A 24,867-nucleotide genomic window follows, 5' to 3' on the forward strand; every position below is an offset into this window, starting at 1 on the left:
GCGGGGCCGGGTGGGTGAGGCCCGCCCGGCCCCCACCCGGCCCCGTCGTCGCCGTCAGCCCCGCGGACCGCTCTCGGTCATGCCGTGCACCGCGGGAACGGTGCCCAGCCTGCCCTTCTGGAAGTCCTCGAAGGCCTGCTGGAGTTCCTCGCGGGTGTTCATGACGAACGGGCCGTAGTGGGCCATGGGCTCACGGATCGGCTGTCCGCCGAGGAGGACGACCTCCAGGTCCGGGGTGTGGCTGTCCTGCCGCTCGTCCGCGCGGACGGTCAGCGAGGACCCGGCGCCGAACACCGCGGTCTGGCCGAGGTGGACCGGCCGGCGGTCCGTACCGACGCTGCCGCGGCCCGCGAGGACGTAGGCCAGGCCGTTGAAGTCCTCCCGCCAGGGCAGGGTGATCTCCGCGCCCGGGGCGAGGGTCGCGTGGATCATCGTGATCGGCGTGTGCGTGATGCCGGGACCCTGGTGGCCGTCCAGCTCACCCGCGATGACCCGCAGCAGCGCGCCGCCGTCGGGCGAGGTGAGCAGCTGCACCTGGCCACCCCGGATGTCCTGGTACCTCGGGGCCATCATCTTGTCCTTGGCAGGCAGGTTCACCCACAGCTGCAGGCCGTGGAAGAGACCGCCGGACACGACGAGGGACTCCGGCGGGGCCTCGATGTGCAGCAGGCCCGAGCCCGCTGTCATCCACTGGGTGTCGCCGTTGGTGATGGTGCCGCCACCGCCGTTGCTGTCCTGGTGGTCGAATACGCCGTCGATGATGTAGGTGACGGTCTCGAAGCCACGATGCGGATGCCACGGGGTGCCCTTGGGCTCGCCCGGCGCGTACTCCACCTCGCCCATCTGGTCCATCATGATGAACGGGTCGAGGTGGCGGTAGTTGATCCCGGCGAACGCCCGGCGCACCGGGAAACCCTCGCCCTCGAAGCCGCTCGGCGCGGTCGTGACGGCCAGCACGGGGCGGGCCACGGCGTCGGCCGGCGCGGTCACGCGGGGCAGCGTCAGCGGGTTCTCGACGGTCACTGCAGGCATGGTCGGTACCTCCTTGTGCGCCCACTTTAGTTGAGCGTTGAACTTTCTGCCACCCGTAACAGAGAGAGCCCGGAGGGAATTCCCTCCGGGCCCGGGGTCGCGTGGAACACGCCGGCTCAGCCGCCGTACATCCGGCGCATCGCGAAGTCGACCATCTGCTCGACCGCCTTCGCGTCGAACACCATCCGGTGCTCGCCCTCCATGTCCAGGACGAAGCCGTAGCCGGTCGGGAGGAGATCGATGACCTCCGCCCCCGTGATCACGAAGTACTTGGACTCCTTGCCCGCGTACCGGCGCAGCTCCTTGAGCGAGGTGAACATCGGGATCACCGGCTGCTGGGTGTTGTGCAGGGCGAGGAAGCCGGGGGTGTCGCCGCGCGGGCAGTACACCTTCGACGTGGCGAAGATCTGCTGGAAGTCCTCGGCGGACATCTGCCCGGTGGTGAAGGCGCGCACCGCGTCCGCGAGGGAGGGCGGGGACGGCTCCGGGTAGAGCGGCGGCTGCTGGCCGTACCCGCCGACACCGCCCGGCATCTGCTGCTGCGGCGGGGCGTACTGCTGCTGAGCAGCGCCGCCGTCCATGGGCTGGCCGTATCCGTACATGGGCGCAAGCGTACCGAGCGAGGGCGTCCGGATGAGTGACGGGAGATTTATATAGCGATCGCTAGGGAATCTTGCTACGGTTTTCTTTAGCGACCGCTACAGATCCACTACGGATAGCGCACTCGGGGGTACGTCATGTCCGGCACCGGTTCCGGTTCGCCCTCTCGGGATACTCACTGGGCGGCGCGGTGGCGCTCCGGCCGGCCGCGCGGCACCCGGAGCGGGTGAGCTCGCTGGTGCCGACCGCGCCCTTCGCCCGCGCGGACGCGCAGGTGCGGCTGACCGCGCGGGTGTGGCGGGAGCTCGTCGAGGCGGGCCGGCGCGAGCTTGCCGAGGCGGGCGATCCCGGCCGGCTCGACCGGTTCCTGCTCGCGCATTGCCTGAGCCCCGCCGCACTGGCGGCACTGGACCCGGCGGCGCTGGAGGCTGCCGCCGAGGAGACCGGGGCGGGGGTACCGGCGGGGACAGCGGAACAGGTGGAGCCGGTGGAGCGGCTGGGCGTGACGGCGGACCCCGCCCGGATCACCGCACCCACCCTGATGGTCTCGACAGCCGGCGACGCCCTGATCCCGCCCCGGCTGCACCGCGCGGTGACGGCGGGGACACCCGGGGCCCGGCCGGCGGAGCCGCCCGGCGGCCATCTGCCGTTCGCCGAGCATCCCGGGCCGGTGGGCGGCGCCGCCGGCGAGCGGGGCCGAGTAGACCCTTCTCACACTCGGAGCGATAGGGGTTGCGTCTTATTACCGACGGGTAGCATCATCGTAGCTACTTGTTGGTACGTGAACTTAGGTTGCGAGGAGACAGTGCCTCGCCGATCCCTCTACGGAGCCGTCGCCATGGGGCACTACAAGTCGAATCTCCGCGACATCGAGTTCAACCTCTTCGAGGTACTGGGGCGCGACAAGGTGTACGGCACCGGCCCGTTCGAGGAGATGGACGTCGACACCGCCAAGAGCGTCCTGGAGGAGCTGACCCGCCTCTCCGAGAACGAGCTGGCCGAGTCCTTCGCCGACGCCGACCGCAACCCGCCGGTCTTCGACCCGGAGACCAACACCGCGCCCGTCCCGGCATCCTTCAAGAAGAGCTACCAGGCCTTCATGGACTCCGAGTACTGGCGCCTCGGCCTGCCCGAGGAGATCGGCGGCACCACCTCGCCGCGCTCCCTGATCTGGGCCTACGCCGAGCTGATCCTGGGCGCCAACCCGGCCGTGTGGATGTACTCCTCGGGCCCGGCCTTCGCCGGCATCCTCTTCGAGGAGGGCAACGAGGTCCAGAAGCACATCGCCAAGATCGCCGTGGAGAAGCAGTGGGGCTCCACGATGGTGCTCACCGAGCCCGACGCGGGCTCCGACGTGGGCGCCGGCCGCACCAAGGCGGTCCAGCAGGAGGACGGCTCCTGGCACATCGAGGGCGTGAAGCGCTTCATCACCTCCGGTGAGCACGACATGTCGGAGAACATCCTCCACTACGTGCTCGCCCGCCCCGAGGGCGCCGGCCCCGGCACCAAGGGCCTCTCCCTCTTCCTCGTCCCGAAGTACGAGTTCGACTTCGAGACCGGCGAGCTGGGCGAGCGCAACGGCGTCTACGCCACCAACGTCGAGCACAAGATGGGCCTGAAGGCCTCCAACACCTGCGAGATGACCTTCGGCGACCAGCACCCCGCCAAGGGCTGGCTCATCGGCGACAAGCACGACGGCATCCGCCAGATGTTCCGCATCATCGAGTTCGCCCGCATGATGGTCGGCACGAAGGCGATCTCCACGCTGTCCACGGGCTACCTGAACGCGCTGGAGTACGCCAAGGAGCGCGTCCAGGGCCCGGACCTCGCGCAGTTCATGGACAAGACCGCGCCCAAGGTCACCATCACCCACCACCCGGACGTGCGCCGCTCGCTGATCACGCAGAAGGCGTACGCGGAGGGCATGCGCGCCCTGGTGCTGTACACCGCCTCGATCCAGGACGCGATCCAGGTCAAGGAGGCGAACGGCGAGGACGCCTCCGCCGAGCACGCGCTGAACGACCTGCTGCTGCCCATCGTCAAGGGCTACGGCTCCGAGAAGGGCTACGAGCAGCTCGCCCAGTCGCTGCAGACCTTCGGCGGCTCCGGCTTCCTCCAGGAGTACCCGATCGAGCAGTACATCCGGGACTCCAAGATCGACACCCTCTACGAGGGCACCACGGCGATCCAGGGCCAGGACTTCTTCTTCCGGAAGATCGTCCGCAACCAGGGCGCCGCACTGAACGCCCTCGCCGAGGACATCAAGAAGTTCCTGGCGCTCGGCACCGGCGGCGAGGAGCTGGCCGGCGCCCGTGAGCACCTGGCCAAGGCCGCCGTGGAGCTGGAGGCGATCGTCGGCCTGATGCTGACCGACCTCGCGGCCACCGAGCAGGACACCAAGAACATCTACAAGGTGGGCCTGAACACCACCCGCCTGCTCATGGCCTCCGGTGACGTCGTCGTCGGCTACCTGCTGCTCAAGGGCGCCGCGATCGCCGCCGAGAAGCTGGCCACGGCCTCGGCGAAGGACCAGGCCTTCTACACCGGCAAGATCGCCGCGGCGAAGTTCTTCGCGGCGAACGTCCTGCCGGGCGTCACCCTGGCCCGCAAGGTCGCCGGGAATGTCGAGCTGGACCTGATGGAGCTGGACGAGGCCGCGTTCTAGTCCCGTCGATTCGGTCCCACGGGCTCGCTCCCATACCGGGAGCGAGCCCGTGCACGTCGTTAAGGTGAACCCCATGAGCGCACCAGCCCGCTTCGACCGCGGCCACACCGACGACCTGATGTCCTTCCTGGCGGCCGGAGCGTCGCCGTACCACGCGGTGGCCACCACCGCGGAGCGGCTGGAGAAGGCGGGCTTCCGGCAGGTCGCGGAGACGGACGCCTGGGAGGGGACGAGCGGCGGCAAGTACGTGCTGCGCGGCGGTGCGATCGTCGCCTGGTACGTCCCCGAGGGCGCCGAGCCGCACACCCCCTTCCACATCATCGGCGCCCACACCGACTCCCCCAACCTGCGTATCAAGCCGCGGCCGGACAGCGGGGCACACGGCTGGCGCCAGGTCGCCGTCGAGATCTACGGCGGCCCGCTGATGAACTCCTGGCTGGACCGCGACCTGGGCCTGGCCGGCCGCCTCACCCTGCGCGACGGCTCCTCGGTCCTGGTGAACGTGGACCGCCCGCTGCTGCGCGTGCCCCAACTCGCCATCCACCTGGACCGCTCGGTCTCCACGGAGGGCCTCAAGCTCGACAAGCAGCGGCACCTCCAGCCCGTGTGGGGCCTCGGCGACGACGTGCGCGAAGGGGACCTGATCGCCTTCCTGGAGCAGGAGGCGGGCCTGGCGGCCGGTTCCGCGGCGGGCTGGGACCTGATGGTGCACCCCGTGGAACCACCGGCCTACCTCGGCCGGGACCGCGAGCTGCTCGCCGGGCCGCGCATGGACAACCTGCTGTCGGTGCACGCGGGCGCGGCCGCCCTGGCCGCCGTCGCGACCTCCGGCGCCCCGCTCACCCGTATCCCCGTACTGGCCGCGTTCGACCACGAGGAGAACGGCTCCCAGTCGGACACCGGCGCCGACGGCCCGCTGCTCGGATCGGTCCTGGAGCGCTCGGTCTACGCGCGCGGCGGCTCCTACGAGGACCGGGCCCGCGCCTTCGCCGGCACGATCTGCCTGTCCTCCGACACGGGCCACGCCGTCCACCCCAACTACGCCGAGCGCCACGACCCCACCCACCACCCCCGGGTCAACGGCGGCCCCATCCTCAAGGTCAACGTCAACAACCGCTACGCCACGGACGGTTCGGGCCGCGCCGTCTTCGCCGCTGCCTGCGAGAAGGCGAACGTCCCCTTCCAGTCCTTCGTCTCCAACAACTCCATGCCGTGCGGCACCACCATCGGCCCGATCACCGCGGCCCGGCACGGCATCCGCACGGTCGACATCGGCGTGGCGATCCTGTCGATGCACAGCGCCCGCGAACTGTGCGGCGCCGACGACCCGTTCCTGCTGGCGAACGCCCTCACGGCCTTCCTGGAGGGCTAGTTCGCGAACCGCCGGGTACCCGGCCGGCACCGGAGATTCCGGAACCGGAAAGGGAGGCGAATTCCCATGGGGCTCGGCGGATGCATCATCCTCCTCGCCGCGGGAGCCATCCTGACGTTCGCGACCGACTGGCACATGAAGGGCGTCAACCTCCCGGTCGTCGGGCTGATCCTGATGGCCGTGGGACTGATCGGCGTCGTGACGTTCACAGGGATCGCGCGGCGCCGGCGGGTCGTGGTCCCGCCGACGACACCGGTGGTGGAGGAGGAACCCCACCGCCACCACCATGTCGACGGCTACCACGACGGCTACGGCGTCTGACGGCAACGCCCGGCTACTGCTCGTCCATCCCGGCCAGGACGAGCGGCAGCCGCTCCGCCCCGCCCGCTATGAGCCGGACCGGAACACCCCAGTCCTGCTGATGGACATGGCAGGCGGGGTACTCGTTGGCAGGATCGTCGTCGCAGCTCGCAGCCATTGCGGAGACGTGCAGGACGCCCTCGGTGATGGCCGGGTTCAACTCCAGTTCGCGGCTCAGGTCCGTGTCCGCGCCCTCCCCCTTGAGCAGCAGCTCGGGCGGGGTCGAGGAGACCAGCAGGCGCGTCGAGGGGCCGTACCGCGTGTCCAGCTTCTGGCCCGCCGGGGCCTGGAAGATCACGTCCAGGCGGAGGCGGCCGGGGGCCACCTCGGTCGCCGCGCGCTGGGTACGGTGGGCGACCGACTCCACCCGCACCGCCTCCTCCGGCAGCCTCAGCCGGGTCAGCCGGTGTCGGGCCGACTCCACGACCACGATGTCCGCGCCGACGAGCACGGCGTCGCTGGGCTCGCGCAGATCGGTGGCGAGCGTGGTGACCTCACCGGTCGCCGGGTCGTAGCGGCGCAGGGCGTGGTTGTAGGTGTCGGCGACCGCGACCGAGCCGTCCGGCAGCGCGGTGACGCCCAGCGGGTGCTGGAACAGGGCCTGCCCGGCGGCACCGTCCCGGTGGCCGAAGTCGAACAGGCCGGTGCCGACGGCGGTGTGGACGTGCCCGTCCGGGTCCACCCAGCGCAGGGCGCTCGTCTCGGAGTCGGCCAGCCACAGCCGGTCGGCGGTGGCCGCGAGGCCGGAGGGCTGGGCGAACCAGGCCTCAGCGCCAGGGCCGTCCACCAGGCCCTCGTTGGTGGTGCCCGCCGCCACGGCGACCGTGCCCGCCGCGGGGTCGTACGTCCACAGCTGGTGGACGCCCGCCATGGCGATCCACACCTTGCCGCCGAAGACCGCCACGTCCCACGGCGAGGACATGTCCACCTCGCGGGCCGGGCCGGAGGTGGGGGAGCCCTGCCACCACTGCCGGCCGGTGCCGGCCAGGGTGGTCACCGCGCCCGTGGCGAGGTCCAGGCGGCGCAGCGCGTGGTTGACGGTGTCGGCCACGACCACCGAGCCGTCGTCGAGGAGCGCGAGACCCTGCGGTTCGTTGAAGGAGGCCTCCCCCGGGCCGCCGTCCGTGAAGCCGCGCGCACCGGAACCGATGCGCCGTACGACGGTCTCCGCGTCCGCGGCCAGCTCCACCAGCTGGTGCCGGGTGGTGTCGCTGACCAGGAGGTTCCCGGACGGCAGAAGCAGGACCTTGCCCGGGAAGCGCAGGGTCGTCGGCTCCGGCTCCGGCGGCACGTACGGGCCGTCGCCGCGGCGCAGGGTGCCCTTCGCCGCGTGCTCCGCCTCCAGCTCCTCGACCAGCCGCTCGATGGCGTGCGCATGGCCCTCGCCCGCGTGCTGGGCGACGACGTAGCCCTCGGGGTCGATGACGACCAGCGTCGGCCACGCGCGCACCGCGTACTGCTTCCAGGTGGCCAGCTCCGGGTCGTCCAGCACCGGGTGCTCCACGCCGTACCGCTCGACCGCGTCCACGACCGCCTGGTGCTCCGCCTCGTGCACGAACTTCGGGGAATGCACACCGATGACCACCACCGTGTCCCGGTGCTTCTCCTCCAGCTCGCGCAGCTCGTCGAGGACGTGCAGGCAGTTGATGCAGCAGAAGGTCCAGAAGTCCAGGACGACGATGCGTCCGCGCAGGTCGGCGAGGGTGTACTGCTTCTCGCCCGTGTTCAGCCAGCCGCCCTTGCCGATCAGCTCGGGGGCGCGGACACGGGCTCGGCGGGGTGCGGAGTCGGTCATGCCCCCAAGAGTGCCACCGGACTCCGACACCCGCTGAAGTGCCTGTGGACAACTCCGCGGACGCCGACAGCTCTGTCGGTCCGATCAGGTCAGGGCGTGGCCCGTCGTGACGTCCACGTAGTCGGGCACCTCCTCGTGCTGGTCGCCGACCGAGAGGGTGTTGGTGGGCTCGAAGAGGAGGACTTCGGCGCGCCGGGGGGCAGACGGCTTGTGCCAGGTGCCGTGCGGGACGGTGAACAACGATCCCTTGGTCAGCACGACCGTGCGCTCCCCGGCCGGCTCGCGCAGACCGATGTGCACCTCGCCGTCGAGGACCAGGAAGAACTCGTCGGTGTCCTCGTGCACGTGCCAGACGTGCTCGCCCTCGAACTTGGCGAGACGGACGTCGTAGTCGTTGACGGCGGCGACGATGCGGGGGCTCCAGCACTCGTCGAAGGAGGCGAGGGCCTTGTCCAGGGAGACGGGTTCTGTGGGTTCCGTGGGTTCCATGGGTTCATCGTCGGGGGCGACGGGACGGCCGACGAGTGCTAGGAATAGCACATGCCGCAAGGATCCTCGCACCGTGTCGTGCTGGTGGTCGACGAGAACTCCAACCCCTTCGAGATGAGCTGCGCCATCGAGATCTTCGGGCTGCCCCGGCCCGAACTCGGCCGGGAGCTGTACGACTTCCAGCTGTGCGCGGCCGACCCGCTGACCCGGATGCGGGACGGTTTCTTCACGCTCACCGGGGTGGCCGGGCTGGAGGCCGCCGAGGACGCCGACACGCTGATCGTGCCGAACCGGCCCGACACCGAGGTCCCGCGCGCGGAGCGCGTACTGGACGTCGTACGCCGGGCACATGCGCGTGGCGCCCGGCTCGTCGGGTTCTGTTCCGGCGCGTTCACGATCGCGGAAGCCGGGCTGCTGGACGGGCGCCGGGCGGCCTGCCACTGGATGTGGGAGCAGTCCTTCCGCACCCGCTTCCCGGCGGTACGACTGGAGCCGGACGTGCTCTTCGTGGACGACGGCGACATCCTCACCGCCTCCGGCAGCGCCTCGGCGCTCGACCTGGGCCTGCACATCGTGCGCCGGGACCACGGCGCGGAGATCGCCAACCACGTCTCCCGGCGCCTGGTCTTCGCCGCTCACCGGGACGGCGACCAGCGGCAGTTCGTCGAGCGCCCGCTGCCCCACGTGCCCGACGAGTCGCTCGGCCCGCTGCTGGCCTGGGCGCAGGAACGGCTGGACGAACCGCTGACCGTGGCCGACCTGGCGGCCCGCGCGGTCGTCAGCCCCGCCACCTTGCACCGCCGCTTCCGTGCCCAGCTGGGCACGACCCCGCTGGCCTGGCTCACCGGCGAGCGCGTTGCGCTGGCCTGCCGGCTGATCGAGCGCGGCGAGGAGCGCCTGGACGTCGTCGCGGCCCGCAGCGGCCTCGGTACGGCGGCCAACCTGCGGGCCCGCCTGCGCCGCGAGACGGGCCTGAGCCCGTCGGCGTACCGCAGACGCTTCGGGCCGGCGAGCCGGTGATGGCGGGCAAGCGGCGGGGAACGGTACCCGCATGAGATTCCACGTACGCGACCGGCTCCTCGGCATCGGTGAGGACTACTGGATCGAGGACGAGCACGGCCGCAAGGTGTACCTCGTCGACGGCAAGGCGATGCGGCTGCGGGACACCTTCGAGCTGAAGGACACCCATGGCCGCGTCCTGATCGACATCCACCAGAAGATGTTCGCCCTGCGCGACACGATGGTGATCGAGCGGGACGGCGAGGGCCTGGCCAGGATCAAGCGCAAGCGGCTGTCCCTGCTGCGCAACCACTACCGGGTCACCATGGCGGACGGCACCGAGCTGGACGTCAGCGGAAAGATCCTGGACCGCGAGTTCGTCGTCGAGTACGACGGCGAACTCCTCGCGGTCATCTCCCGCCGCTGGCTGCACCTGCGCGAGACCTACGGCGTCGACGTCGTGCGGGAGGACACGGACCCGGCGCTGCTGATCGCGGTGGCGGTGTGCGTGATCCACCTGGCGGAGAAGGAGCGGGAGGAGGACTGACGGCGGGCTGAAGGCGGACTGAAGGCGGACTACCGGGGCGGTCGCAGGCCGAGCACCCGGTCCTTCAGGACCGGGAACTGCTCGCGGGTGGCCACAGCCTTCGCCGGGTCGAAGTCGACCGTGAGGACCTCCTCGTCCGGGCCCGCCTCGGCGAGCACCTCGCCCCACGGATCCACCACGATCGAGTGACCCGCCTGTGGAACTCCCGCGTGGGTCCCGGCCGTTCCACAGGCGAGCACGAACGCCTGGTTCTCCACCGCCCGCGCCTGAGCCAGCAGCGTCCAGTGCGCCCGCCGCCGCTCGGGCCAGCCCGCGGGGAGTACGAAGGTCTCGGCACCGGCGTCGACCAGTGCGCGGAAGAGCTCGGGGAAACGGAGGTCGTAGCAGGTGGCCACGCCCAGCGTGGTCTCGGGCAGCCGGACCGTCACCAGCTCCTGCCCGGCGCCCATCAGCACGGCCTCACCCTTGTCGAAGCCGAAGCGGTGGATCTTGCGGTAGGCGCCGGCCAACTCGCCGGAGGGAGAGAAGACGAGAGAAGTGTTGTAGACGGGCCCGTCCGGGTCTCGCTCGGGGATCGAACCGGCGTGCAGCCACACCCCGGCGTCACTCGCGGCCTTGGCCATGACCTCGTACGTCGGCCCGTCGAGCGGCTCGGCCTCGCGGGTGAAGTCCTCGTAGGCGAAGGCACCGGTGGTCCACAGCTCGGGCAGGACGACGAGATCGGACCCGGCCTGCCGGCGGACCAGCGCGGCCGCCCGCTGCCGCCGGGAGTCGACCGATTCGTCCTCGTTCACGGCGATCTGGATCAGCGAGGCGCGCACACTACCACCGTCCTGGCATTCGAGTCGTCCACACAGGCCTACGATCGTCACACGAAAGCACTGCCGGGGTGCCTGAAGGCAGCGTAACTTAGCCACTCAGACACCCGCCGCCGTGCCGCCGCCGCCCGCTGGCAACGCCGCCGCAACCTGCCCGTGTACCGACCGCCGAGGGGTCCCGTTCCGTGAGTCTGCATCCCACCCTCCAGCCCTACGCCGACGCCTGGACGCACTCCATCGACGCGATATCCGAGATGGTCCAGTCGCTCGTCGAGGGCGAGTGGAACCGGCGGACCCCCTGCCCGGGTTGGTCGGTGCGCGACGTCGTGTCCCACGTGATCGGCATGGACTGCGAGATGCTCGGCGACCCGCGCCCGATCCACTCCCTGCCGCGCGACCTCTTCCACGTCCGGACCGAGCACCAGCGGTACATGGAGATGCAGGTCGACAGCCGCCGGCATCACACCGGGCCGGAGATGACGGCCGAGCTGGAGTACACGGTCATCCGCCGCAACCGCCAGCTGCGCAACGAGTCCCGCGACCCCGACACCACGGTGCGCGGGCCGCTCGGCAAGGACATCACCCTGGAAGAGGCCTACCGCACCCGGGCGTTCGACGTCTGGGTGCACGAGCAGGACCTGCGCACCGCCCTGGGCCGCCCCGGCAACCTCGACTCACCGGGCGCGCACGTGGCCCGCGATGTCCTCCTCGAAGCACTCCCCAAGGTGGTGGCGAAGGACGCCGGCGCCCCGCGCAGCTCGGCGATCGTCTTCGACGTGCACGGCCCGGTGGAGTTCCTGCGCACGATCCGCGTCGACATCCAGGGCCGCGGCACCCTCGAAACAGCCCCGGCCCTCGGCCCCGCCGCCACCCTCACCCTCGACTGGGAAACCTACGTCCGCCTGTCCTGCGGCCGCATCACCCCGGAAGCGGCCACAGACCGAGTGAAAACAGAGGGCGACCCGGAACTGACGGCCGCGATCCTGCGGAACTTCGCGGTGACGCCATAACGGGCGGGGCGTCGCGCTGACGCCACAGCGGGTGGAACTTCGCGGTGAGGCCGCAGCGGGTGGGCTGGGCGGTGACGCCGTAGGCGATGCCGTGGCGGGCAGCCGCCGACGGCGATCCCCGCAGCAGGTCGTCCAGCCTCTCGACCCAACTGGAAACGGGCGGTGCGCGGGTGGGAGAACACGGCTACGCCGCAGGCACGTGCACCGTCTCCACCCGGCTCGCGACAAGCCGCTCACGCTCACGCCTAGCAGCCCGCCCACGGAACCGCAGGATCTGGCTGACCCCCAGCGCCTGCAACACGAACACCGCGGAGAACGCCACGCCGTAATCGTCACCGGTGGCATCCAGCAGCAGCCCGACCGCGAACAATGTCGTCATCGAGGCGATGAACCCACCCATGTTGGTGATCCCCGACGCCGTCCCCTGCCGCTCGGGCGGGTTGGCCGGCCGAGCGAAATCGAAGCCGAGCATCGACGCCGGCCCACACGCCCCGAGCACCGCACACAGCACCACCAACAGCCACATCGGCGCATGTGCACCGGGATACACCAGCGTCCCGGCCCACAGCAGCGCCGTCGCCCCCACCGTCCCCAACGCCAGCGGCAGCCGCGCCGCATGATGCCGGGCGACGATCTGCCCGTAGACGAGCCCGATCACCATGTTGGCCAGCACGACCAGCGTCAGCAGCTCACCGGCCGTCGCCCGGCTCAGCCCCTGCGCCTGCACCAGGAACGGCATGCCCCACAGCAGCAGGAACACCATCGCCGGGAACTGTGTGGTGAAGTGCACCCACAGCCCCAGCCGCGTCCCCGGCTCCCGCCAGGCCGCCGCGATCTGCCGCCGCACATACGCCGCCCCCTGATGCGGCGACGGCTCCGGCTCGTACCCCTCGGGATGGTCCTGCAAGAACAGCAGCGTCAGCACCAGCACCACGACCCCCGCGAGCGCGCTGCCCGCGAACGCCGGGGTCCAGCCGATGCCGTGCAGCAGCCTGGCGATGACCAGGGTGGAGACCAGGTTGCCCGCCATGCCGGCCAGCCCCGCGAGCTGCGCGACCAGCGGCCCGCGCCGGGCCGGGAACCAGCGGGTGCCGAGCCGCAGCACGCTGATGAAGGTCATCGCATCCCCGCAGCCCAGCAGCGCCCGGGAGGCGAGTGCGGTGCCGTACGACGGCGAGAAGGCGAAGCCGAGCTGCCCGGCCGTGAACAGCACGGCGCCGATGCTCAGCACCTTCTTCGTGCCGAGCCGGTCGACCAGCAGCCCGACGGGTATCTGCATGCCGGCGTAGACCAGCAGCTGGAGTATGGAGAACGTGGACAACGCGGAGGCGTTGACGTGGAAGCGGTCGGCCGCGTCCAGGCCCGCGACGCCCAGTGACGTACGGAAGATGACGGCGACGAAGTAGACGGCGACGCCTATGGACCACACGGTGACGGCGCGTCGGCCGCCCGGCGGGTCACCCGGGAGGGTGGCCTTGCTGCTGGTGGCGCTCATCGCACCTCACCCCGCGCGAGGTGCGAGAACCAGCTCACATGCCGGTGCACGACCCCGACGGCCGCGTCCGCGTCCCCGGCACGCAGCGCGTCCAGGATCTCCTCGTGCTCGGCGAGCGTCTTGGCGATCCGGTCCGGGTGCGAGTGCATGATGGCGACGCCCATCCGCAGCTGGCGGTCGCGCAGCTGGTCGTAGAGCCGGGACAGGATCTCGTTGCCTCCGCTGCGCACGACCTCGGCGTGAAAGGCCCGGTCGGTCACCGCGGCCGCAGCCAGATCACCGGCGGCGGCCTGCGCCTTCTGCCGCTCCAGCAGCTCGGCCAGCCGCTCCAGCAGGCCCGGCGGCGCGGGTACGGCCTTGCGCGCCGCGTGCTCCTCGACCAGCAGCCGGGTCTCCACGACGTCGGCGATCTCCTGCGCGGAGACGGGCAGCACGAGGGCGCCCTTCTTCGGGTAGAGCCGGATCAGGCCCTCGACCTCCAGCCGCAGCAGCGCCTCGCGCACCGGCGTGCGCGAGACCCCGACGGCCTCGGCCAGCTCACCCTCGGTGAGCAGGGTCCCGCCCTCGTAACGACGGTCGAGAACGCCCTGCTTGACATGCGTGTAGACGCGGTCGGCCGCGGGAGGCTGCTTCATCGACCGGGTCTCCGGCTGGTTCGTCGGCTGCTTCATGGGGTGGTTCATCGGTGGGGCGGGCTGCTGGACGGCCGTGTTCATGCCCACAGGATAGATACAACACGTACGCATGCGGGGGCGGCGTCCATCATGCGGACGTGACCGAAATCACGGGCACCAACCGCACAACCATCTGTGCTACTTACGTGTCACACCTGTGCGGCCCCCTGCTCTTGCCATCTCAACTCGGCCGCACTTCAGGGGCATTCAAGACAATCGGGGTATCTCACTTTGATTACCGGCATTCACGGCACCCGCAGGACCCGCATCCGCAGAGGCGCCGCCGTCGCCGTCACCTCCGGCGCACTGCTCGCGACCGGTGCCCTCACCGCGGTTCCCGCGCAGGCCGTCACGGCGCCCTCGATCGTGGCCAAGGGTGGCTACGTCATGAACAACGCGAACGGCGCGACGCTGTACAACAAGACAGCGGACACGCGTCGCTCCACCGGATCCACCACCAAGATCATGACCGCCAAGGTCGTGCTCGCCCAGTCGAACCTCAACCTCGACAAGCAGGTGACGATCCAGAAGGTCTACAGCGACTACGTCGTCAAGAACAACGCCTCCCAGGCGCACCTGATCGTCGGCGACAAGGTCACCGTCCGCCAGCTGCTGTACGGCCTGATGCTGCCGTCCGGCTGCGACGCCGCCTACGCACTCGCCGACACCTACGGCTCCGGCACCACCCGCGACGCACGCGTGAAGAACTTCATCGGCAAGATGAACGCCGCCGCCGGCAGCCTGGGCCTGAAGAACACTCACTTCGACTCGTTCGACGGCATCGGCAACGGCAACAACTACTCGACGCCGCGCGACCTGACGAAGATCGCCAGCAGCGCGATGAAGAACGCCACGTTCCGTGCGATCGTCAAGACCAAGGCGTACACCGCCAAGACGGTCACCAAGACGGGCAGCATCCGCACGATGCAGACGTGGACCAACACCAACACGCTGCTCTCCAGCTACAGCGGCACCATCGGCGTGAAGACCGGCTCCGGCCCCGAGGCCGGTGCGTGCCTCGTCTTCGCCGCCACCCGCAACGGCAAGACGGTCATCGGCACCGTCCTGGCCTCCACCACGTACGCACAGCGCGCCACGGACGCCACGAAGCTCCTCAACTACAGCTTCGCCCGGCTCGGCTGACGCCACCTCAGACACCCACGGGCCCGTCGCGATGAGCGGCGGGCCCGTTCTGCTGCCCGGACCCCCGTCAGGTCCCCATCAGGGAGGCGTTGAGCGCATCGCCAGATGAAGCGAATGGTGCTAGCGTCATTGGCACCATGCTGCTGCGTCTGGACAAGACCGACACCCGCCCCCTGCACGAGCAGGTCGCGGCGGCGATCCGGCGGGCCGTCGCCGAGGGCGAGTGCCGCGCCGGCGACCGCCTGCCCTCGGCCCGCGAGCTCTCCGAGGCCCTGGACATCAACGTCAACACGGTCCTGCGCGGCCTGCGCGAACTGCGGGACGAAGGCCTGCTGGAGTTCCGCCGGGGCCGCGGGATCACCGTCGCCGAAGGGGCCGCCCGGCGCTCCGGACTGCAGATCAGGGTGCGGGAGCTGGTCGCGGAGGCATCCCGGCTCGGCTACAGCCGCACCGACCTCATCGACATGATCCGGGGGACGACACCATGACGGACGGGGACGATCTGAAAGGCGGCCGGAGCCGGGCCGCGCGCTGGGGGACCGCGGCGTGGATCGCGGCCGTCACCGCCCTCCTCGCCGGCCTGCCCTGGGCCGCGCACGGCCGGCTGCCGGACCGGCTGGCCACTCACTGGAGCGGCGGCGCCGCCCCTGACGGCTCGATGCCGCTGTGGGCGGACACCCTGTTCCCGGCCGGGGTCTGGCTGCTGCTCGCCCTCGCGGTGTCCGTGCCCTGGCGCCGTTCCTGGACAACGACGACCGTGCGCCCCTGGCGGGCGATGACCCTGGCCCCCACGGGTGTGGTCCTCGTCGGCGCGCAGGCGTCCATCGTCCGGGCGAACCTCGACCACACCGACTGGCACCAGGCCCGCCAGCCGGCCTGGGTCATCGTGCTGATCCTGGCCCTCACGGCGGCCGCGCTGGCCGTCGCCTGGCGCATGACCGTCCGCGCCACCCCCGCCTCCTCCGTCCCCGCATCCCCCGAGCTGGACCTGCCCGAGGGCCAGCGACTGGTGTGGTTCTCGTACGCGGCCAACCCATGGCTGCAAGTGCTGTCGGCGGCCACCGGACTGATCGCCGCCGGCGCCCTGGTGGCCCTGGCCGTCGGCCTGGCCGACCCCGCCGTCCTGTGGCCGGTGGGCGTGGCCTGCGGTGTCACCGCCCTCGCCGGTGCTCTCTTCTCCTCTCTTCGGGCGAAGGTGTCGGAAGCGGGTCTGGAGGTGGCGTTCGGCCCGCTCGGCTGGCCCGCCCGCCACTGGTCCCCGGCCGCAATCGAGTCCGCCCACGCCGAACAGCGGCTGCCCTCCCAGGTCGGCGGCTGGGGCTACCGCCTCAGCGGCCTCGGCACGACGGTCATGCTCCGCGCCGGGGACTGCCTGGTCGTACGCCCCCGGGGCCGTCGTAGCGACTTCGCGTTCAGCGTGGACGACGCCGAGCGGGGTGCGGCCCTGCTGAACGCACTCCGCCGACGGAGCTGAACCGGCCGCCGGTCCGGCACAGCGCGGCCCTGACCGGAAGGCGGGGTCAGCCGCCGTTCTTCGCCGGGAGCCGGTCGTAGGTCGTGAAGGTGTACGAGGCGTCGTACGACATCAGGTTCCCCCCGGCCGCCGGCAGGCCCAGCCGGCGGTTGAGGGCTCCGGTGAGCGGTCCGCAGTGTCCGGCGGCCGGAGCGGTGAAGGTGTCGTCGTACGCCGAGAAATCGATCACCGGAGGGTCCTGGGATATCCACGTGGAGGGCCCCGAGCGCTTCAGCTGGAAGTCGACGGGCTCGCCGGCCCCGATGGTGCAGCCAGGCGGCAGCAGCGGGCTCAGGAGCCGGAAGCGGAGGCTGAACTGACCGGTGTAAAAGTCGGACCGGCCCCCGTACTCCGGCTGTATCGCCAGCCCCAGGGCGGTCGCGTGGTCGCCCGCGGGGGTGCCGGTCAGGCCTCCCGGTACGGCAGTCGGGGAGCTGTGCATCGCACCCCACACCTGCCCCTTGCCGCCGTCCGGCAACGGCCCCTCGGCGTGCGTCATGGTGATCGGGGCGAGGGTCACCGTGATCTTGCCCATGGTCAGCTTCGGTGCCGCAGTGTGCACTTCGCATCTCCACCGCGCCGGGTCGACCCCCTCGGGCAGGGCCGGGCAGTCGCTGAAGTCGGTCGCGGAAGAGGCCACGGAAGAGGGAACAGAAGGAACCGCCGGAGGGGCGGGGGCGGCGGACGGCGCGGAGTAGGCCACACCCGACGCACCCACCGCCGCCGTACCGGCGAGGAGGGCGACGCCGGCGACACCAGCGACGCGGCGGACGAGGGAGCAACCGGGACGAGCAGCAGCGGATTTCGTCATGCCATCAGCGTGCCGCCCGGCACCACACCACCACCATCGGTGACATCCCCAGCAGCACCCTGACCGCGCCCTGATGCAACGTCAGGGTCCTGTTCTCCAGGGAGCGTCCGGTGTCAGCCGAGACCCGGCAGCCGCCGCAGCTCGCCGACCTTGAGCACCCGGGCCAGCACCACATAGCCGAGGGCCAGGGCGAGCGTCCCGGCCGTGGTCGTCAGGATCGCACCCGCCGTACCGTGTCCGAGAACCCCGGCACAGCCCCGGGCAGCCGCCCAGCCGGCCACCGCGCCCCCGGCGCCGGCACACAGCAGCTTGGCGTACGTGCCGCGCAGGGAGCCGTCGTCGAGACGGCCACCCATGCGGCGGGCCAGCAGCCGGGAGGTGAGAGCGAGGCCTGCGAAGTAGGAGAGGGTGTAGGCGCCGGCCATACCGGTGACCGCCCAGCGCGCGGGCAGCAGCAGATGGCAGGCGGTGGCGAGGGCGATGTTCACGACCGCGATCCACACGGCCATGAAGAACGGCGTACGGGTGGCCTCGAAGGCGTAGAAGCCACGCAGCAGCAGGTACTGAGCGGAGAAGGGGATCAGCCCGAGCCCGAAAGCCTGGAGCATATGGCCGAGCGGCTGCGCGGTGGCCGGGTCGGCGGCGCCATGGGCGAAGAGGAGGGTGGCGATGTCCGGGCCGAGCACGGTGAACAGGAAGGCGGCCGGGACGACCACGACCCCGCTGACCCGCAGCGCCCGGGACAGATCGGCGCGCAGGTCGGCGATCCGCCCCTCGGCCGCCGCCTTGCTCATGCGCGGCAGCAGGGCCGTGACCAGGGACACGGTGACGATGGACTGGGGCAGCATCCAGATGGTCTGCGCATAGCTGTACGCCGTGTAGCCGACGCCCGCGTTCGGCAGCTGCTGGTCGGCGGTGTTGGCGTAGTTGGTGACGACGGTGAGGGCGACCAGGTTGGTCAGCACGAACAGCAGCGTCCACTTGGCCGCGTGGATCCCGGAGCCGAGCCCCGCGCCGCGCCAGTCGAACCGGGGCCGGAACCGGAAACCGGCGGCACGCGCGAAGGGAACGAGGGCGAGGGCCTGGACGGCGATCCCGAGGGTCGTACCGACACCGAGCCAGCGGACCTGGGTATCGGTGACGTCGGCAATGGAGGGCGGGCCGCTCATCATCCCGAGATAGACGCCGAACATCGCCACGAGCACGACGTTGTTGAGCACCGGCGTCCACATCATCGCGCCGAACTTCCCGCGGGCGTTGAGGATCTGGCCGTAGATGGCGAACAGGCCGTAGAAGAAGATCTGCGGGAGCAGGAACCGGGCGAAGACGACGGTCAGCCGGAACGCGTCATGCTTCTTGGGCGTGTCCCGGAGGTACAGGCTCACGATCTCCGGCGCCGCCCACACCGCGAGCGCCGTCCCGACGGCCAGCACGCTGACGACGAGGGTCATGAGCCGCTGCTCGTACGCCCGCCCGCCATCGGCGTGCGTGGCACGCGCGCGTACCAGCTGCGGCACCAGCACGGCATTCAGCGCACCGCCGATCAGCAGGGTGTACAGGCTGGTCGGCACGGTGTTGGCCGTGTTGTACGTGGTGGCGAACTGCGCCGTCCCGAGTGCCGCTCCTTGCAGCACCTGCCGGATCAGCCCACTGGCCCGCGAGACGACGGTCCCGCCGGCCATCAGCACAGATGCCCGCCCGACACCCGCCTCGGCTTTGGGCTTCGCATGGCGGGCTGCTGCCCTCTCCCCCGTAACCATGCAGCAAATTTACGGCAGTTGGGGTCGCCGCCCGGCGCTCGGTGCGCGACAAACGCCTTCCGGCACGCCATCCCCGAGCGTGCCGTGCTGTCGTTCCGTCACGTTTCTGTCTTCACTTTGGTCGTTCTTGAACACAGCCGGTGAAAGACCTGGCCTCCGTGTCAGTCGTCTTTCTTAGGATGACGGCATCGGTAAGACGGTGGTGTTGCCTATGTCCGGGGGGACGCATAGGACATGGTTCAAGGAATGGGACCAGAGCAGAGCGGGGGCGCCGACCTTCGCGTTTCGTCCAAGGATCTGACGAAGCTCGCGGAAGACCTCGACAGCATGCAGGACCACCTCGACAAGCAGGTCCGGCGCATGGACGAACTCGTCGACCGGATCGAGGCCGGCTGGCGCGGGCCGGCGGCCACTACGTACCGGGAGTTCCACCGAGCGGCCGCCGAGGACGCCGTGCGCATCCGTGAGGTGATGAAGCAGTTGGAGGAAGCAGTACGGCTCAGCCGGGACGGCTTCTCCGAACGAGATCTCGGCGTACTCGAACAAATGCGTCGCATCCGTGTCGACATCGACAGCGAAGTCAACAGGCTCTCCACCCCGAACACGGGGGCCGAGGCGACCGGCGCTCCGGCGCAACCACGCAGCAGTCTCGACTCGTACTGATACGAGGAGCCACGACATACCTGCGGGATCGACATACGCAGGAAGTACCAGGGGGATGACATGTCGACCGGATCGCAGCCCGCCGACGACCACATAGCGGTGTCCTTCAGCACGCTGCACGAACTCGCCGTCGAGCTGGAAGACATCCTCAAGAAGCTCAACGGCAAGCTCGACGACCTCTACGACCGTGTCGAGCCGGTCGTCCTGTCCTGGAAGGGCGAGGCCCGCGAGATCTTCGTCCAGAAACTCGACGAATGGGACCGCTCCGCCAAGGATCTCCAGGCGGCCCAGAAGTGGCTTCACGAGTACGTCACCACCGGCCACACCAACTACGCGGCCGCCCACAAGGCGGTTCTGCGAGGCTGGGGAGGGGCCTGATGGGAAGCCTTCCGAGCGATTCCGAACGTCAGCAGGAACGGGAGCAGCTCAAAACGGCGGCACCCGGCGCCAGCGGTGGATTCGAACTGAAACCGCAGCACCTTTACTACACCTCGGCCGTGGTGCGCGACGGGCAGTTCGACTACGACAAGGGCGCGACGACGTTGGTGAACGCCCTCAATCAGTACAGCCAGTCGGCAGGCACGGGGGCGGGGCCCGATGCCTTCGCCAAGGCCTATATGCAGATCGCCGAGAAGTTCCTCCAGGCCTGGGCGGCCAGCGTGGTGAGTGTCGGCGGCGTCGCCGTCGGCCTGACCCTCACGGCCAACAACTACCAGGCGGCTGACTGGGCTTCGCGAGGCATGTACGGCCCCCCGCCCCGCCACACACCGCCCGTCGTCATCGACAAAGCGCCCGACTACGGGAAGATCAATGACATCAAATGGTCCGGTACCGGACAGGACGCCGGCTCCTGGGCCATCTCCGGGGTGCTCGGTGAGATTCCGGACTTTCTCGCGAACATCATCCGGCCAGCCGTCGAGTACGGGCTGAACCTCGGCAAGACCCATGAGATCACGCCGGGTGCCCGGGAGGACGATCTGAACGGAATGGCCACCGCGTGGCGGGAAGCCGGGAACACGGCGCTGAAGGCCGGCGACAACTTCACCTCAGCCATCAGCTACATCACCGCCCCGCACGGAAACAACGAATGGCAGAGCGCCATGAACGGGTTCTGCCAGTCGATCTGGGGGACCACCGCCTGGGGCCGCAGCCGGAACGCGCAGGGACAGGTCGACACACAGGGCGGCCGCAGCTGGAAGACGGCAGGGGATGTGGCGCCCGCGCAGCGCAGACCAATCCTGGAGGTGCTGCACCACACCGCCGACACCCTGCAGAAGACGTGTGACGAGTTGGTCCAGGTCGCCCGGACCTGCCGGGAGACAACCACCAATCTCGCCAAGCACGCCGCCGAGGAGATGGCGAAGGACCTGACCACCCGGCTCGACCCGCTCGAACTGCTCAAACTGGCGGCCACCGACATGTTCGGCGAACTGGTGATGGCCTTCCGCAGGCACATGGACCGGGCGGCCGCGGACCGCGCCGTCGAGATCTACCAGCAGAAGTTCAGCGAGGCCGCCTCCACGCTCCTCGCGCTGGAATGGGAACTGGACGAGGCTCTCAGAAGCGCGCCCACCTTCGTCGCGGAGGACGCCAGGGCCGAGGCCTTCGGCATGCGAGCGCTCAACTCCTTCAAGAACGAGTACAAGTGGACCAATCCGGATGACACCAAGAACGGCGTCTACAAGATCGACCTGGCGAGCATGGAATGGCTCGGCGGCGGACACACCCTCGACAAACACGTCGGCAAGACCGACGAACAGCTCGCTCAGCGCCTGCGTGACCAGGGCAATCCGCCCACGCAGTCCTGGCCGTACGGAAAACCGAGCATCGGAGCGGCCTCGACCTTCGAAACCGTCGAAAGTGCCCAGGAACTGACCCAGTACAACATCGACCGGAATTCCGCGGAGATCACGGCGTGGCTGAAGGGCCCGCCGCCACCCACGAACAACAGCAGACCTGAGTCGTTCGACGGCACCGCGCCCAACGGGGAGTACAGCGGCCGGAGCGTCTCCAAGCAACCCACCGACCCGAACGACCCGCAGAGCGGCTACAAGGACGGCGGTATGCAGGCCAAAGCCGTCAGGGTCAAGGGAATCAGGACCGTGCTTAAGTACGATGACCACCTGAACCCGCCCTTCGTCGTCCTCACCTCCATGCCGATCCCCTGACAGAACCACGAGAATCCGTGATGAATCCGCCCACACAGCAGGAATGGGAAGCGGCAGCGCTGCGCCTGTTCGAGGACGAGTACGCTTTTGTGGCGACCGGACCGCGCGACCACACCGACTGGCGCACCGATGTCCTGGCCGTCATGGCACGCTCCTGTGGTGATCCACGCGGCTGGGTCACGCTGGACTGGGACAGCGAGGAGAATGCGGCAGATCCGGAACGGGGACATTCTTTTCCGTTCGTCGTCTCCACTGAGAGCGGACTGGGGGACATTCTTCACGAGGTGGCACCCGAGTCGGCCGCACAGTTGCTTGTGGCCTTGACGGACGAGTGGTTTCAGGTGAAGAACATCCCCGACTTCTCGGACCGTAGAGAGGCATTGCTCAGCGATGCCCGCACACTGCTGAGCCGATATTCGCCAGGCTGCACGTTCCATACAACGGCTGGAAACGCGAGCGGCGACCCGAATGCCGACTTCTTCCATTCCGTCACCGGTGGCCTCGGCGTCACCGACTACATGTCGGACCTCGGGCTCATTGCCGTCTCGTCGGCGGAAGTCGGCGTCTTCTGGCGATTCAACACCTACTGATCCGACGGAGCCGAGGCCTGTGCGTACCCGAAGTTCCACCTACCCCGACCGCGAATCCGCCCAATGGGCCACCCAGCAGGTCGTCTCCGCGAACGAGCAGCTCATCCACCGCTGGCTCGCTCAGTCCACGCGCCCCCGCCTGACCATCGAGGCCTCCTGGCCGTCCCGGTCCGAGCCGGTCGGCCGAGTGCTGTTGCAGGCGATGATGCTGGCCGGCCGGGAGCCGGTCGACGTGCACGCGGCCAGGGTGATCCTCAAGCGGGACACCTCCCGCCCGCACGGCTTCGCCGTCCACGCCACGTTCCCGATCTACCTGTAGCGACCTGTAGAGGCTGACGACCGTGCCCCTGAGCCCCCTAGAACACGACCGCCGCTACGGCGAACTCGACCATGTGATGCGTGCCTACCTTGGTCAGCCTGCGGACGACACCCCGGAGCGGCCCGGCCAGGCCCTCACCGCCTACCTCCGCCACACCTGGCACCAGCGCCCCTGGGCGCTCGCCATCGCGGAACGGCAACTGCGGGACTACGCCGACAACCCACCGGGACGGCTCCGGCTGCGCCTCGGCGAGTTCTACGCCATCCCCGACGTCGGCCTGCCCGAAGCCGACATCCAGCCGTGGCTGAACTGCCTCGCGGACCACATCAGGCACAGCATCGACACCGGCGAAGTACCGCCCCCGGCCGCCCCCACCACCCACTGGGAGTGGCACGCCCGCTTCCCCGAACTCGGCCAGTTCCTCGGCGGCTGGTTCTCACAGGACATGCCGGACGAGTTCGACGACCACGATGCCGCGGTCGACGACTACCGGACCTCCACCGACCCCCAGCTCGTAGCCCGGCTCGTCGGTGAACTCCACGAGCTGCTCGCCCTGGACCTGGACGAGTCCGACTACGCCCTCGCCGTCGCCGAACTGGGCATGGAAGTCGACGCACCGGCGCCGTACTCGCCCAGTGGCTGGCTGGCGCGGATCGCCGGGCGGCTTGCCACACCACGTGCCGACTACGGCCCCTCCGTCTGAGCAGATCGAAGTGCCTCGCCACAAGGATGAGTTGACACCGGTGGCGAAACGACTGGCCCAGCCCGGACGCGTCTACGTCCGCTCGGTACGGCTGCCGGTGACGTCCGGTGGCATGAAGCGGGGTGCGGGCCGCTGCCGCCGCCGAAATGCGCACTCGTCGACGGCCTTGTCACCGGCACCGACGGCCACCGGTTCATCGCGCTGATTCAGGTCGGCGAAGACCGACTTCCTTTCCGGTGTCTGCCGTTTTAGACAAGCTTCACCCTCAATCGTGAAGCTCCCGTATTCAGTTGGCATATTCGGTTTGCCCCGCTCTACGTTCCGGAGCGGAGGTGGTTCACATGATCGAACCCAGCAAGCAGCCCGACTCGTCCCACCGGCACGAGGCGATCGACGTCAGCGACTTCGTGTACGCGGCGACAGGGGCGCGCGTCCGCCGGCTGACGATGCCGGACGGGACCCACTGGTTCCCGGCGGTGGATGTGTGCAAGGAACTCGGGCACACCAACACGCAGAAGGCGCTCTCCGACCATGTTCCCGAAGAGCATCGAGAGTGTCTTGAGACCCTAACTGGAGGTTACGGTCTCAGCATTCCCGCAGGTAGGGAGTGGCGCCGAGACCTGAATGTCATCTCTCTCCAAGGTCTCATCCTCCTCGTCAACGCCTGCACCAAGCCCGCCTGCGCCCCCTTCAAGCAGTGGGCCGCCGAGGTGATCGAGACGGTCCAGCGGGAGGGTTCCTACACCTTGGAAGAGGCCGAGGTGCAGCCCGCCGACCCCGGTGCTCCCATCGCCTACGCCATGCCGGAACAGGTGGCGGAAGCCATCGTCCGGCTGGAGACGCACAACCTTCAGCTGGACGAGGAGCTCGCGAACGGACAGCGCGAATCGATCGCGCTGCAAAGGGAGATGCTGACCGTCCAGAGGGAGACTCTGGCCACGCAGAAGGCCACCCTCGCCGTGCAACAGGCCATGGTCCGGGCCATGGAACGCATCGCGGACCGGTTCGACACTCTCGTCCTCGACGTGCGGAGGCCCGGCCGTCACCTCGCAGCGCCGCGCACCACCGAATCCGTCCTGGCCGACTGGCGGCAGCGGCTGTCCGTGACGGAGGACGTGTGGACGGTCGCCGTCGTGATCGCCCCCGTCCTCGTCGAAAAGGGCGAGCTACGCGAGCCCCTCGAATCCATCGCGGCCCGTACGGGTCTCTCGGTGCGGCGCGTCAACGAGTGTCTGCGGCTGCTGCGCCGGCACGCCTGTATCCGCTCCCGGGGCGGGGCCGAGGACGGTGCGCCGGTGTACGTGCTGAACCAGTGAGCGTCTGAAGAAACAGAGAGGGCGG

25 protein-coding genes and 1 pseudogene are annotated in these 24,867 nt (G+C 69.7%); 17 read left to right on the forward strand and 9 right to left on the reverse strand.

Translation table 11 applies throughout. The annotated features are described in order from the left end of the window. Positions 1 to 54: 54 nt before the first annotated feature. On the reverse strand, positions 55 to 1,032 hold the full coding sequence (locus LE548_RS30685; RefSeq protein WP_225100236.1) for a pirin family protein: 978 nt from the start codon (positions 1,030 to 1,032) through the stop codon (positions 55 to 57). 116 nt (positions 1,033 to 1,148) lie between these two features. Continuing rightward, the gene (locus tag LE548_RS30690) at positions 1,149 to 1,634 is read right to left on the reverse strand and encodes an SseB family protein (RefSeq protein ID WP_225100237.1); all 486 of its coding nucleotides are present in this window, start codon (positions 1,632 to 1,634) and stop codon (positions 1,149 to 1,151) included. Between the two features lie 71 nt (positions 1,635 to 1,705). On the opposite strand from LE548_RS30690, the pseudogene LE548_RS30695 reads away from it, so the two are divergent. From LE548_RS30695 to LE548_RS30710, 4 genes and pseudogenes are all read left to right on the forward strand, one after another. After that, positions 1,706 to 2,284: pseudogene (locus LE548_RS30695) on the forward strand (alpha/beta fold hydrolase); the annotation flags it as partial. Between the two features lie 186 nt (positions 2,285 to 2,470). Further along, positions 2,471 to 4,297, forward strand: a complete 1,827-nt coding sequence (locus LE548_RS30700; protein WP_225100389.1) for an acyl-CoA dehydrogenase — start codon at positions 2,471 to 2,473, stop codon at positions 4,295 to 4,297. A gap of 73 nt (positions 4,298 to 4,370) precedes the next feature. Then, complete coding sequence (locus LE548_RS30705; protein ID WP_225100238.1) at positions 4,371 to 5,669, forward strand: M18 family aminopeptidase; 1,299 nt, start codon at positions 4,371 to 4,373, stop codon at positions 5,667 to 5,669. 66 nt (positions 5,670 to 5,735) lie between these two features. Then, a complete protein-coding gene (locus LE548_RS30710; RefSeq protein ID WP_225100239.1) occupies positions 5,736 to 5,990 on the forward strand; it encodes a DUF6458 family protein in 255 nt (84 codons plus the stop codon). A gap of 13 nt (positions 5,991 to 6,003) precedes the next feature. Here LE548_RS30710 and LE548_RS30715 read toward each other — a convergent pair whose 3' ends face one another. Together LE548_RS30715 and LE548_RS30720 are read right to left on the reverse strand one after the other, a co-directional pair. Next, entirely contained in the window at positions 6,004 to 7,824 is a 1,821-nt protein-coding gene (locus LE548_RS30715) for a thioredoxin-like domain-containing protein (protein WP_225100240.1), read from the reverse strand. 84 nt (positions 7,825 to 7,908) lie between these two features. Then, positions 7,909 to 8,313, reverse strand: coding sequence for a cupin domain-containing protein (locus LE548_RS30720; protein ID WP_225100241.1), 405 nt, complete (start codon positions 8,311 to 8,313; stop codon positions 7,909 to 7,911). 51 nt (positions 8,314 to 8,364) lie between these two features. Here LE548_RS30720 and LE548_RS30725 point away from each other — a divergent pair, with 51 nt between their 5' ends. Continuing rightward, positions 8,365 to 9,333 (forward strand): GlxA family transcriptional regulator, encoded by a 969-nt coding sequence (locus tag LE548_RS30725; protein WP_225100242.1) that lies wholly within the window; start codon positions 8,365 to 8,367, stop codon positions 9,331 to 9,333. Between the two features lie 31 nt (positions 9,334 to 9,364). Beyond that, entirely contained in the window at positions 9,365 to 9,859 is a 495-nt protein-coding gene (locus tag LE548_RS30730; protein ID WP_225100243.1) for an LURP-one-related/scramblase family protein, read from the forward strand. Between the two features lie 29 nt (positions 9,860 to 9,888). Here the strand turns inward: LE548_RS30730 and LE548_RS30735 are convergent, their stop codons facing one another. Further along, positions 9,889 to 10,680, reverse strand: a complete 792-nt coding sequence (locus tag LE548_RS30735) for a carbon-nitrogen family hydrolase (RefSeq protein ID WP_225100244.1) — start codon at positions 10,678 to 10,680, stop codon at positions 9,889 to 9,891. Between the two features lie 182 nt (positions 10,681 to 10,862). On the opposite strand from LE548_RS30735, the gene LE548_RS30740 reads away from it, so the two are divergent. Next, a complete protein-coding gene (locus tag LE548_RS30740; RefSeq protein WP_225100245.1) occupies positions 10,863 to 11,687 on the forward strand; it encodes a maleylpyruvate isomerase family mycothiol-dependent enzyme in 825 nt (274 codons plus the stop codon). 184 nt (positions 11,688 to 11,871) lie between these two features. On the opposite strand, the gene LE548_RS30745 is transcribed toward LE548_RS30740, so the two are convergent. Both LE548_RS30745 and LE548_RS30750 read right to left on the reverse strand, forming a co-directional pair. Next, positions 11,872 to 13,182: a nitrate/nitrite transporter gene (locus LE548_RS30745; RefSeq protein ID WP_225100246.1), complete on the reverse strand. Its 1,311-nt coding sequence runs from the start codon at positions 13,180 to 13,182 to the stop codon at positions 11,872 to 11,874. Then, positions 13,179 to 13,853, reverse strand: coding sequence for a GntR family transcriptional regulator (locus LE548_RS30750; RefSeq protein ID WP_225100390.1), 675 nt, complete (start codon positions 13,851 to 13,853; stop codon positions 13,179 to 13,181). The genes LE548_RS30745 and LE548_RS30750 overlap by 4 nt, the downstream gene beginning before the upstream one ends. Before the next feature lie 234 nt (positions 13,854 to 14,087). On the opposite strand from LE548_RS30750, the gene LE548_RS30755 reads away from it, so the two are divergent. The 3 genes from LE548_RS30755 to LE548_RS30765 all read left to right on the forward strand — a co-directional run bounded on the left by LE548_RS30755 (position 14,088) and on the right by LE548_RS30765 (position 16,473). Continuing rightward, positions 14,088 to 14,999 carry a D-alanyl-D-alanine carboxypeptidase family protein gene (locus LE548_RS30755; protein WP_225100247.1) on the forward strand — a complete coding sequence of 304 codons (912 nt, stop codon included), beginning with the start codon at positions 14,088 to 14,090 and terminating at the stop codon, positions 14,997 to 14,999. A gap of 137 nt (positions 15,000 to 15,136) precedes the next feature. After that, positions 15,137 to 15,487 carry a GntR family transcriptional regulator gene (locus LE548_RS30760; RefSeq protein ID WP_225100248.1) on the forward strand — a complete coding sequence of 117 codons (351 nt, stop codon included), beginning with the start codon at positions 15,137 to 15,139 and terminating at the stop codon, positions 15,485 to 15,487. Continuing rightward, positions 15,484 to 16,473 (forward strand): DUF1648 domain-containing protein, encoded by a 990-nt coding sequence (locus LE548_RS30765; RefSeq protein WP_225100249.1) that lies wholly within the window; start codon positions 15,484 to 15,486, stop codon positions 16,471 to 16,473. Before LE548_RS30760 ends, LE548_RS30765 begins: the two co-directional genes overlap by 4 nt. 46 nt (positions 16,474 to 16,519) lie before the next feature. On the opposite strand, the gene LE548_RS30770 is transcribed toward LE548_RS30765, so the two are convergent. Continuing rightward, positions 16,520 to 17,323: a hypothetical protein gene (locus tag LE548_RS30770; RefSeq protein WP_225100250.1), complete on the reverse strand. Its 804-nt coding sequence runs from the start codon at positions 17,321 to 17,323 to the stop codon at positions 16,520 to 16,522. A 113-nt stretch (positions 17,324 to 17,436) separates the two neighbouring features. Next, positions 17,437 to 19,083, reverse strand: coding sequence for a murein biosynthesis integral membrane protein MurJ (gene murJ, locus LE548_RS30775; protein WP_225100251.1), 1,647 nt, complete (start codon positions 19,081 to 19,083; stop codon positions 17,437 to 17,439). Positions 19,084 to 19,329: 246 nt separating this feature from the next. Between murJ and LE548_RS30780 the strand changes: the two genes are divergently transcribed. From LE548_RS30780 to LE548_RS30810, 7 genes are all read left to right on the forward strand, one after another. Beyond that, positions 19,330 to 19,746 (forward strand): WXG100 family type VII secretion target, encoded by a 417-nt coding sequence (locus tag LE548_RS30780; RefSeq protein ID WP_225100252.1) that lies wholly within the window; start codon positions 19,330 to 19,332, stop codon positions 19,744 to 19,746. Between the two features lie 60 nt (positions 19,747 to 19,806). Next, positions 19,807 to 20,124, forward strand: coding sequence for a WXG100 family type VII secretion target (locus tag LE548_RS30785; RefSeq protein ID WP_225100253.1), 318 nt, complete (start codon positions 19,807 to 19,809; stop codon positions 20,122 to 20,124). Further along, positions 20,124 to 21,914, forward strand: coding sequence for an RNase A-like domain-containing protein (locus LE548_RS30790; RefSeq protein WP_225100254.1), 1,791 nt, complete (start codon positions 20,124 to 20,126; stop codon positions 21,912 to 21,914). Before LE548_RS30785 ends, LE548_RS30790 begins: the two co-directional genes overlap by 1 nt. Before the next feature lie 20 nt (positions 21,915 to 21,934). Then, a complete protein-coding gene (locus tag LE548_RS30795) occupies positions 21,935 to 22,504 on the forward strand; it encodes a hypothetical protein (protein ID WP_225100255.1) in 570 nt (189 codons plus the stop codon). Positions 22,505 to 22,523: 19 nt separating this feature from the next. After that, positions 22,524 to 22,823 (forward strand): RNase A-like domain-containing protein, encoded by a 300-nt coding sequence (locus LE548_RS30800; protein ID WP_225100256.1) that lies wholly within the window; start codon positions 22,524 to 22,526, stop codon positions 22,821 to 22,823. Positions 22,824 to 22,845: 22 nt separating this feature from the next. Further along, a complete protein-coding gene (locus tag LE548_RS30805; RefSeq protein ID WP_225100257.1) occupies positions 22,846 to 23,526 on the forward strand; it encodes a contact-dependent growth inhibition system immunity protein in 681 nt (226 codons plus the stop codon). A 341-nt stretch (positions 23,527 to 23,867) separates the two neighbouring features. After that, the gene (locus LE548_RS30810) at positions 23,868 to 24,842 is read left to right on the forward strand and encodes a Bro-N domain-containing protein (protein ID WP_225100258.1); all 975 of its coding nucleotides are present in this window, start codon (positions 23,868 to 23,870) and stop codon (positions 24,840 to 24,842) included. Positions 24,843 to 24,867: the final 25 nt, after the last annotated feature.

The sequence above is a fragment of the Streptomyces sp. CoH27 genome, from assembly GCF_020181035.1.
GTDB classification, from domain to species: Bacteria; Actinomycetota; Actinomycetes; order Streptomycetales; family Streptomycetaceae; genus Streptomyces; species Streptomyces camelliae.

Coding starts and splice junctions, on each gene's coding strand:
- LE548_RS30685 (WP_225100236.1), bottom strand. CDS start 1,032: ATGCCTGCAGTGACCGTCGAGAACCCGCTGACGCTGCCCCGCGTGACC.
- LE548_RS30690 (WP_225100237.1), bottom strand. CDS start 1,634: ATGTACGGATACGGCCAGCCCATGGACGGCGGCGCTGCTCAGCAGCAG.
- LE548_RS30700 (WP_225100389.1), top strand. CDS start 2,471: ATGGGGCACTACAAGTCGAATCTCCGCGACATCGAGTTCAACCTCTTC.
- LE548_RS30705 (WP_225100238.1), top strand. CDS start 4,371: ATGAGCGCACCAGCCCGCTTCGACCGCGGCCACACCGACGACCTGATG.
- LE548_RS30710 (WP_225100239.1), top strand. CDS start 5,736: ATGGGGCTCGGCGGATGCATCATCCTCCTCGCCGCGGGAGCCATCCTG.
- LE548_RS30715 (WP_225100240.1), bottom strand. CDS start 7,824: ATGACCGACTCCGCACCCCGCCGAGCCCGTGTCCGCGCCCCCGAGCTG.
- LE548_RS30720 (WP_225100241.1), bottom strand. CDS start 8,313: ATGGAACCCACGGAACCCACAGAACCCGTCTCCCTGGACAAGGCCCTC.
- LE548_RS30725 (WP_225100242.1), top strand. CDS start 8,365: ATGCCGCAAGGATCCTCGCACCGTGTCGTGCTGGTGGTCGACGAGAAC.
- LE548_RS30730 (WP_225100243.1), top strand. CDS start 9,365: ATGAGATTCCACGTACGCGACCGGCTCCTCGGCATCGGTGAGGACTAC.
- LE548_RS30745 (WP_225100246.1), bottom strand. CDS start 13,182: ATGAGCGCCACCAGCAGCAAGGCCACCCTCCCGGGTGACCCGCCGGGC.
- LE548_RS30750 (WP_225100390.1), bottom strand. CDS start 13,853: ATGAAGCAGCCGACGAACCAGCCGGAGACCCGGTCGATGAAGCAGCCT.
- LE548_RS30760 (WP_225100248.1), top strand. CDS start 15,137: ATGCTGCTGCGTCTGGACAAGACCGACACCCGCCCCCTGCACGAGCAG.
- LE548_RS30765 (WP_225100249.1), top strand. CDS start 15,484: ATGACGGACGGGGACGATCTGAAAGGCGGCCGGAGCCGGGCCGCGCGC.
- LE548_RS30770 (WP_225100250.1), bottom strand. CDS start 17,323: ATGACGAAATCCGCTGCTGCTCGTCCCGGTTGCTCCCTCGTCCGCCGC.
- murJ (WP_225100251.1), bottom strand. CDS start 19,083: ATGGTTACGGGGGAGAGGGCAGCAGCCCGCCATGCGAAGCCCAAAGCC.
- LE548_RS30780 (WP_225100252.1), top strand. CDS start 19,330: ATGGGACCAGAGCAGAGCGGGGGCGCCGACCTTCGCGTTTCGTCCAAG.
- LE548_RS30785 (WP_225100253.1), top strand. CDS start 19,807: ATGTCGACCGGATCGCAGCCCGCCGACGACCACATAGCGGTGTCCTTC.
- LE548_RS30790 (WP_225100254.1), top strand. CDS start 20,124: ATGGGAAGCCTTCCGAGCGATTCCGAACGTCAGCAGGAACGGGAGCAG.
- LE548_RS30795 (WP_225100255.1), top strand. CDS start 21,935: ATGAATCCGCCCACACAGCAGGAATGGGAAGCGGCAGCGCTGCGCCTG.
- LE548_RS30810 (WP_225100258.1), top strand. CDS start 23,868: ATGATCGAACCCAGCAAGCAGCCCGACTCGTCCCACCGGCACGAGGCG.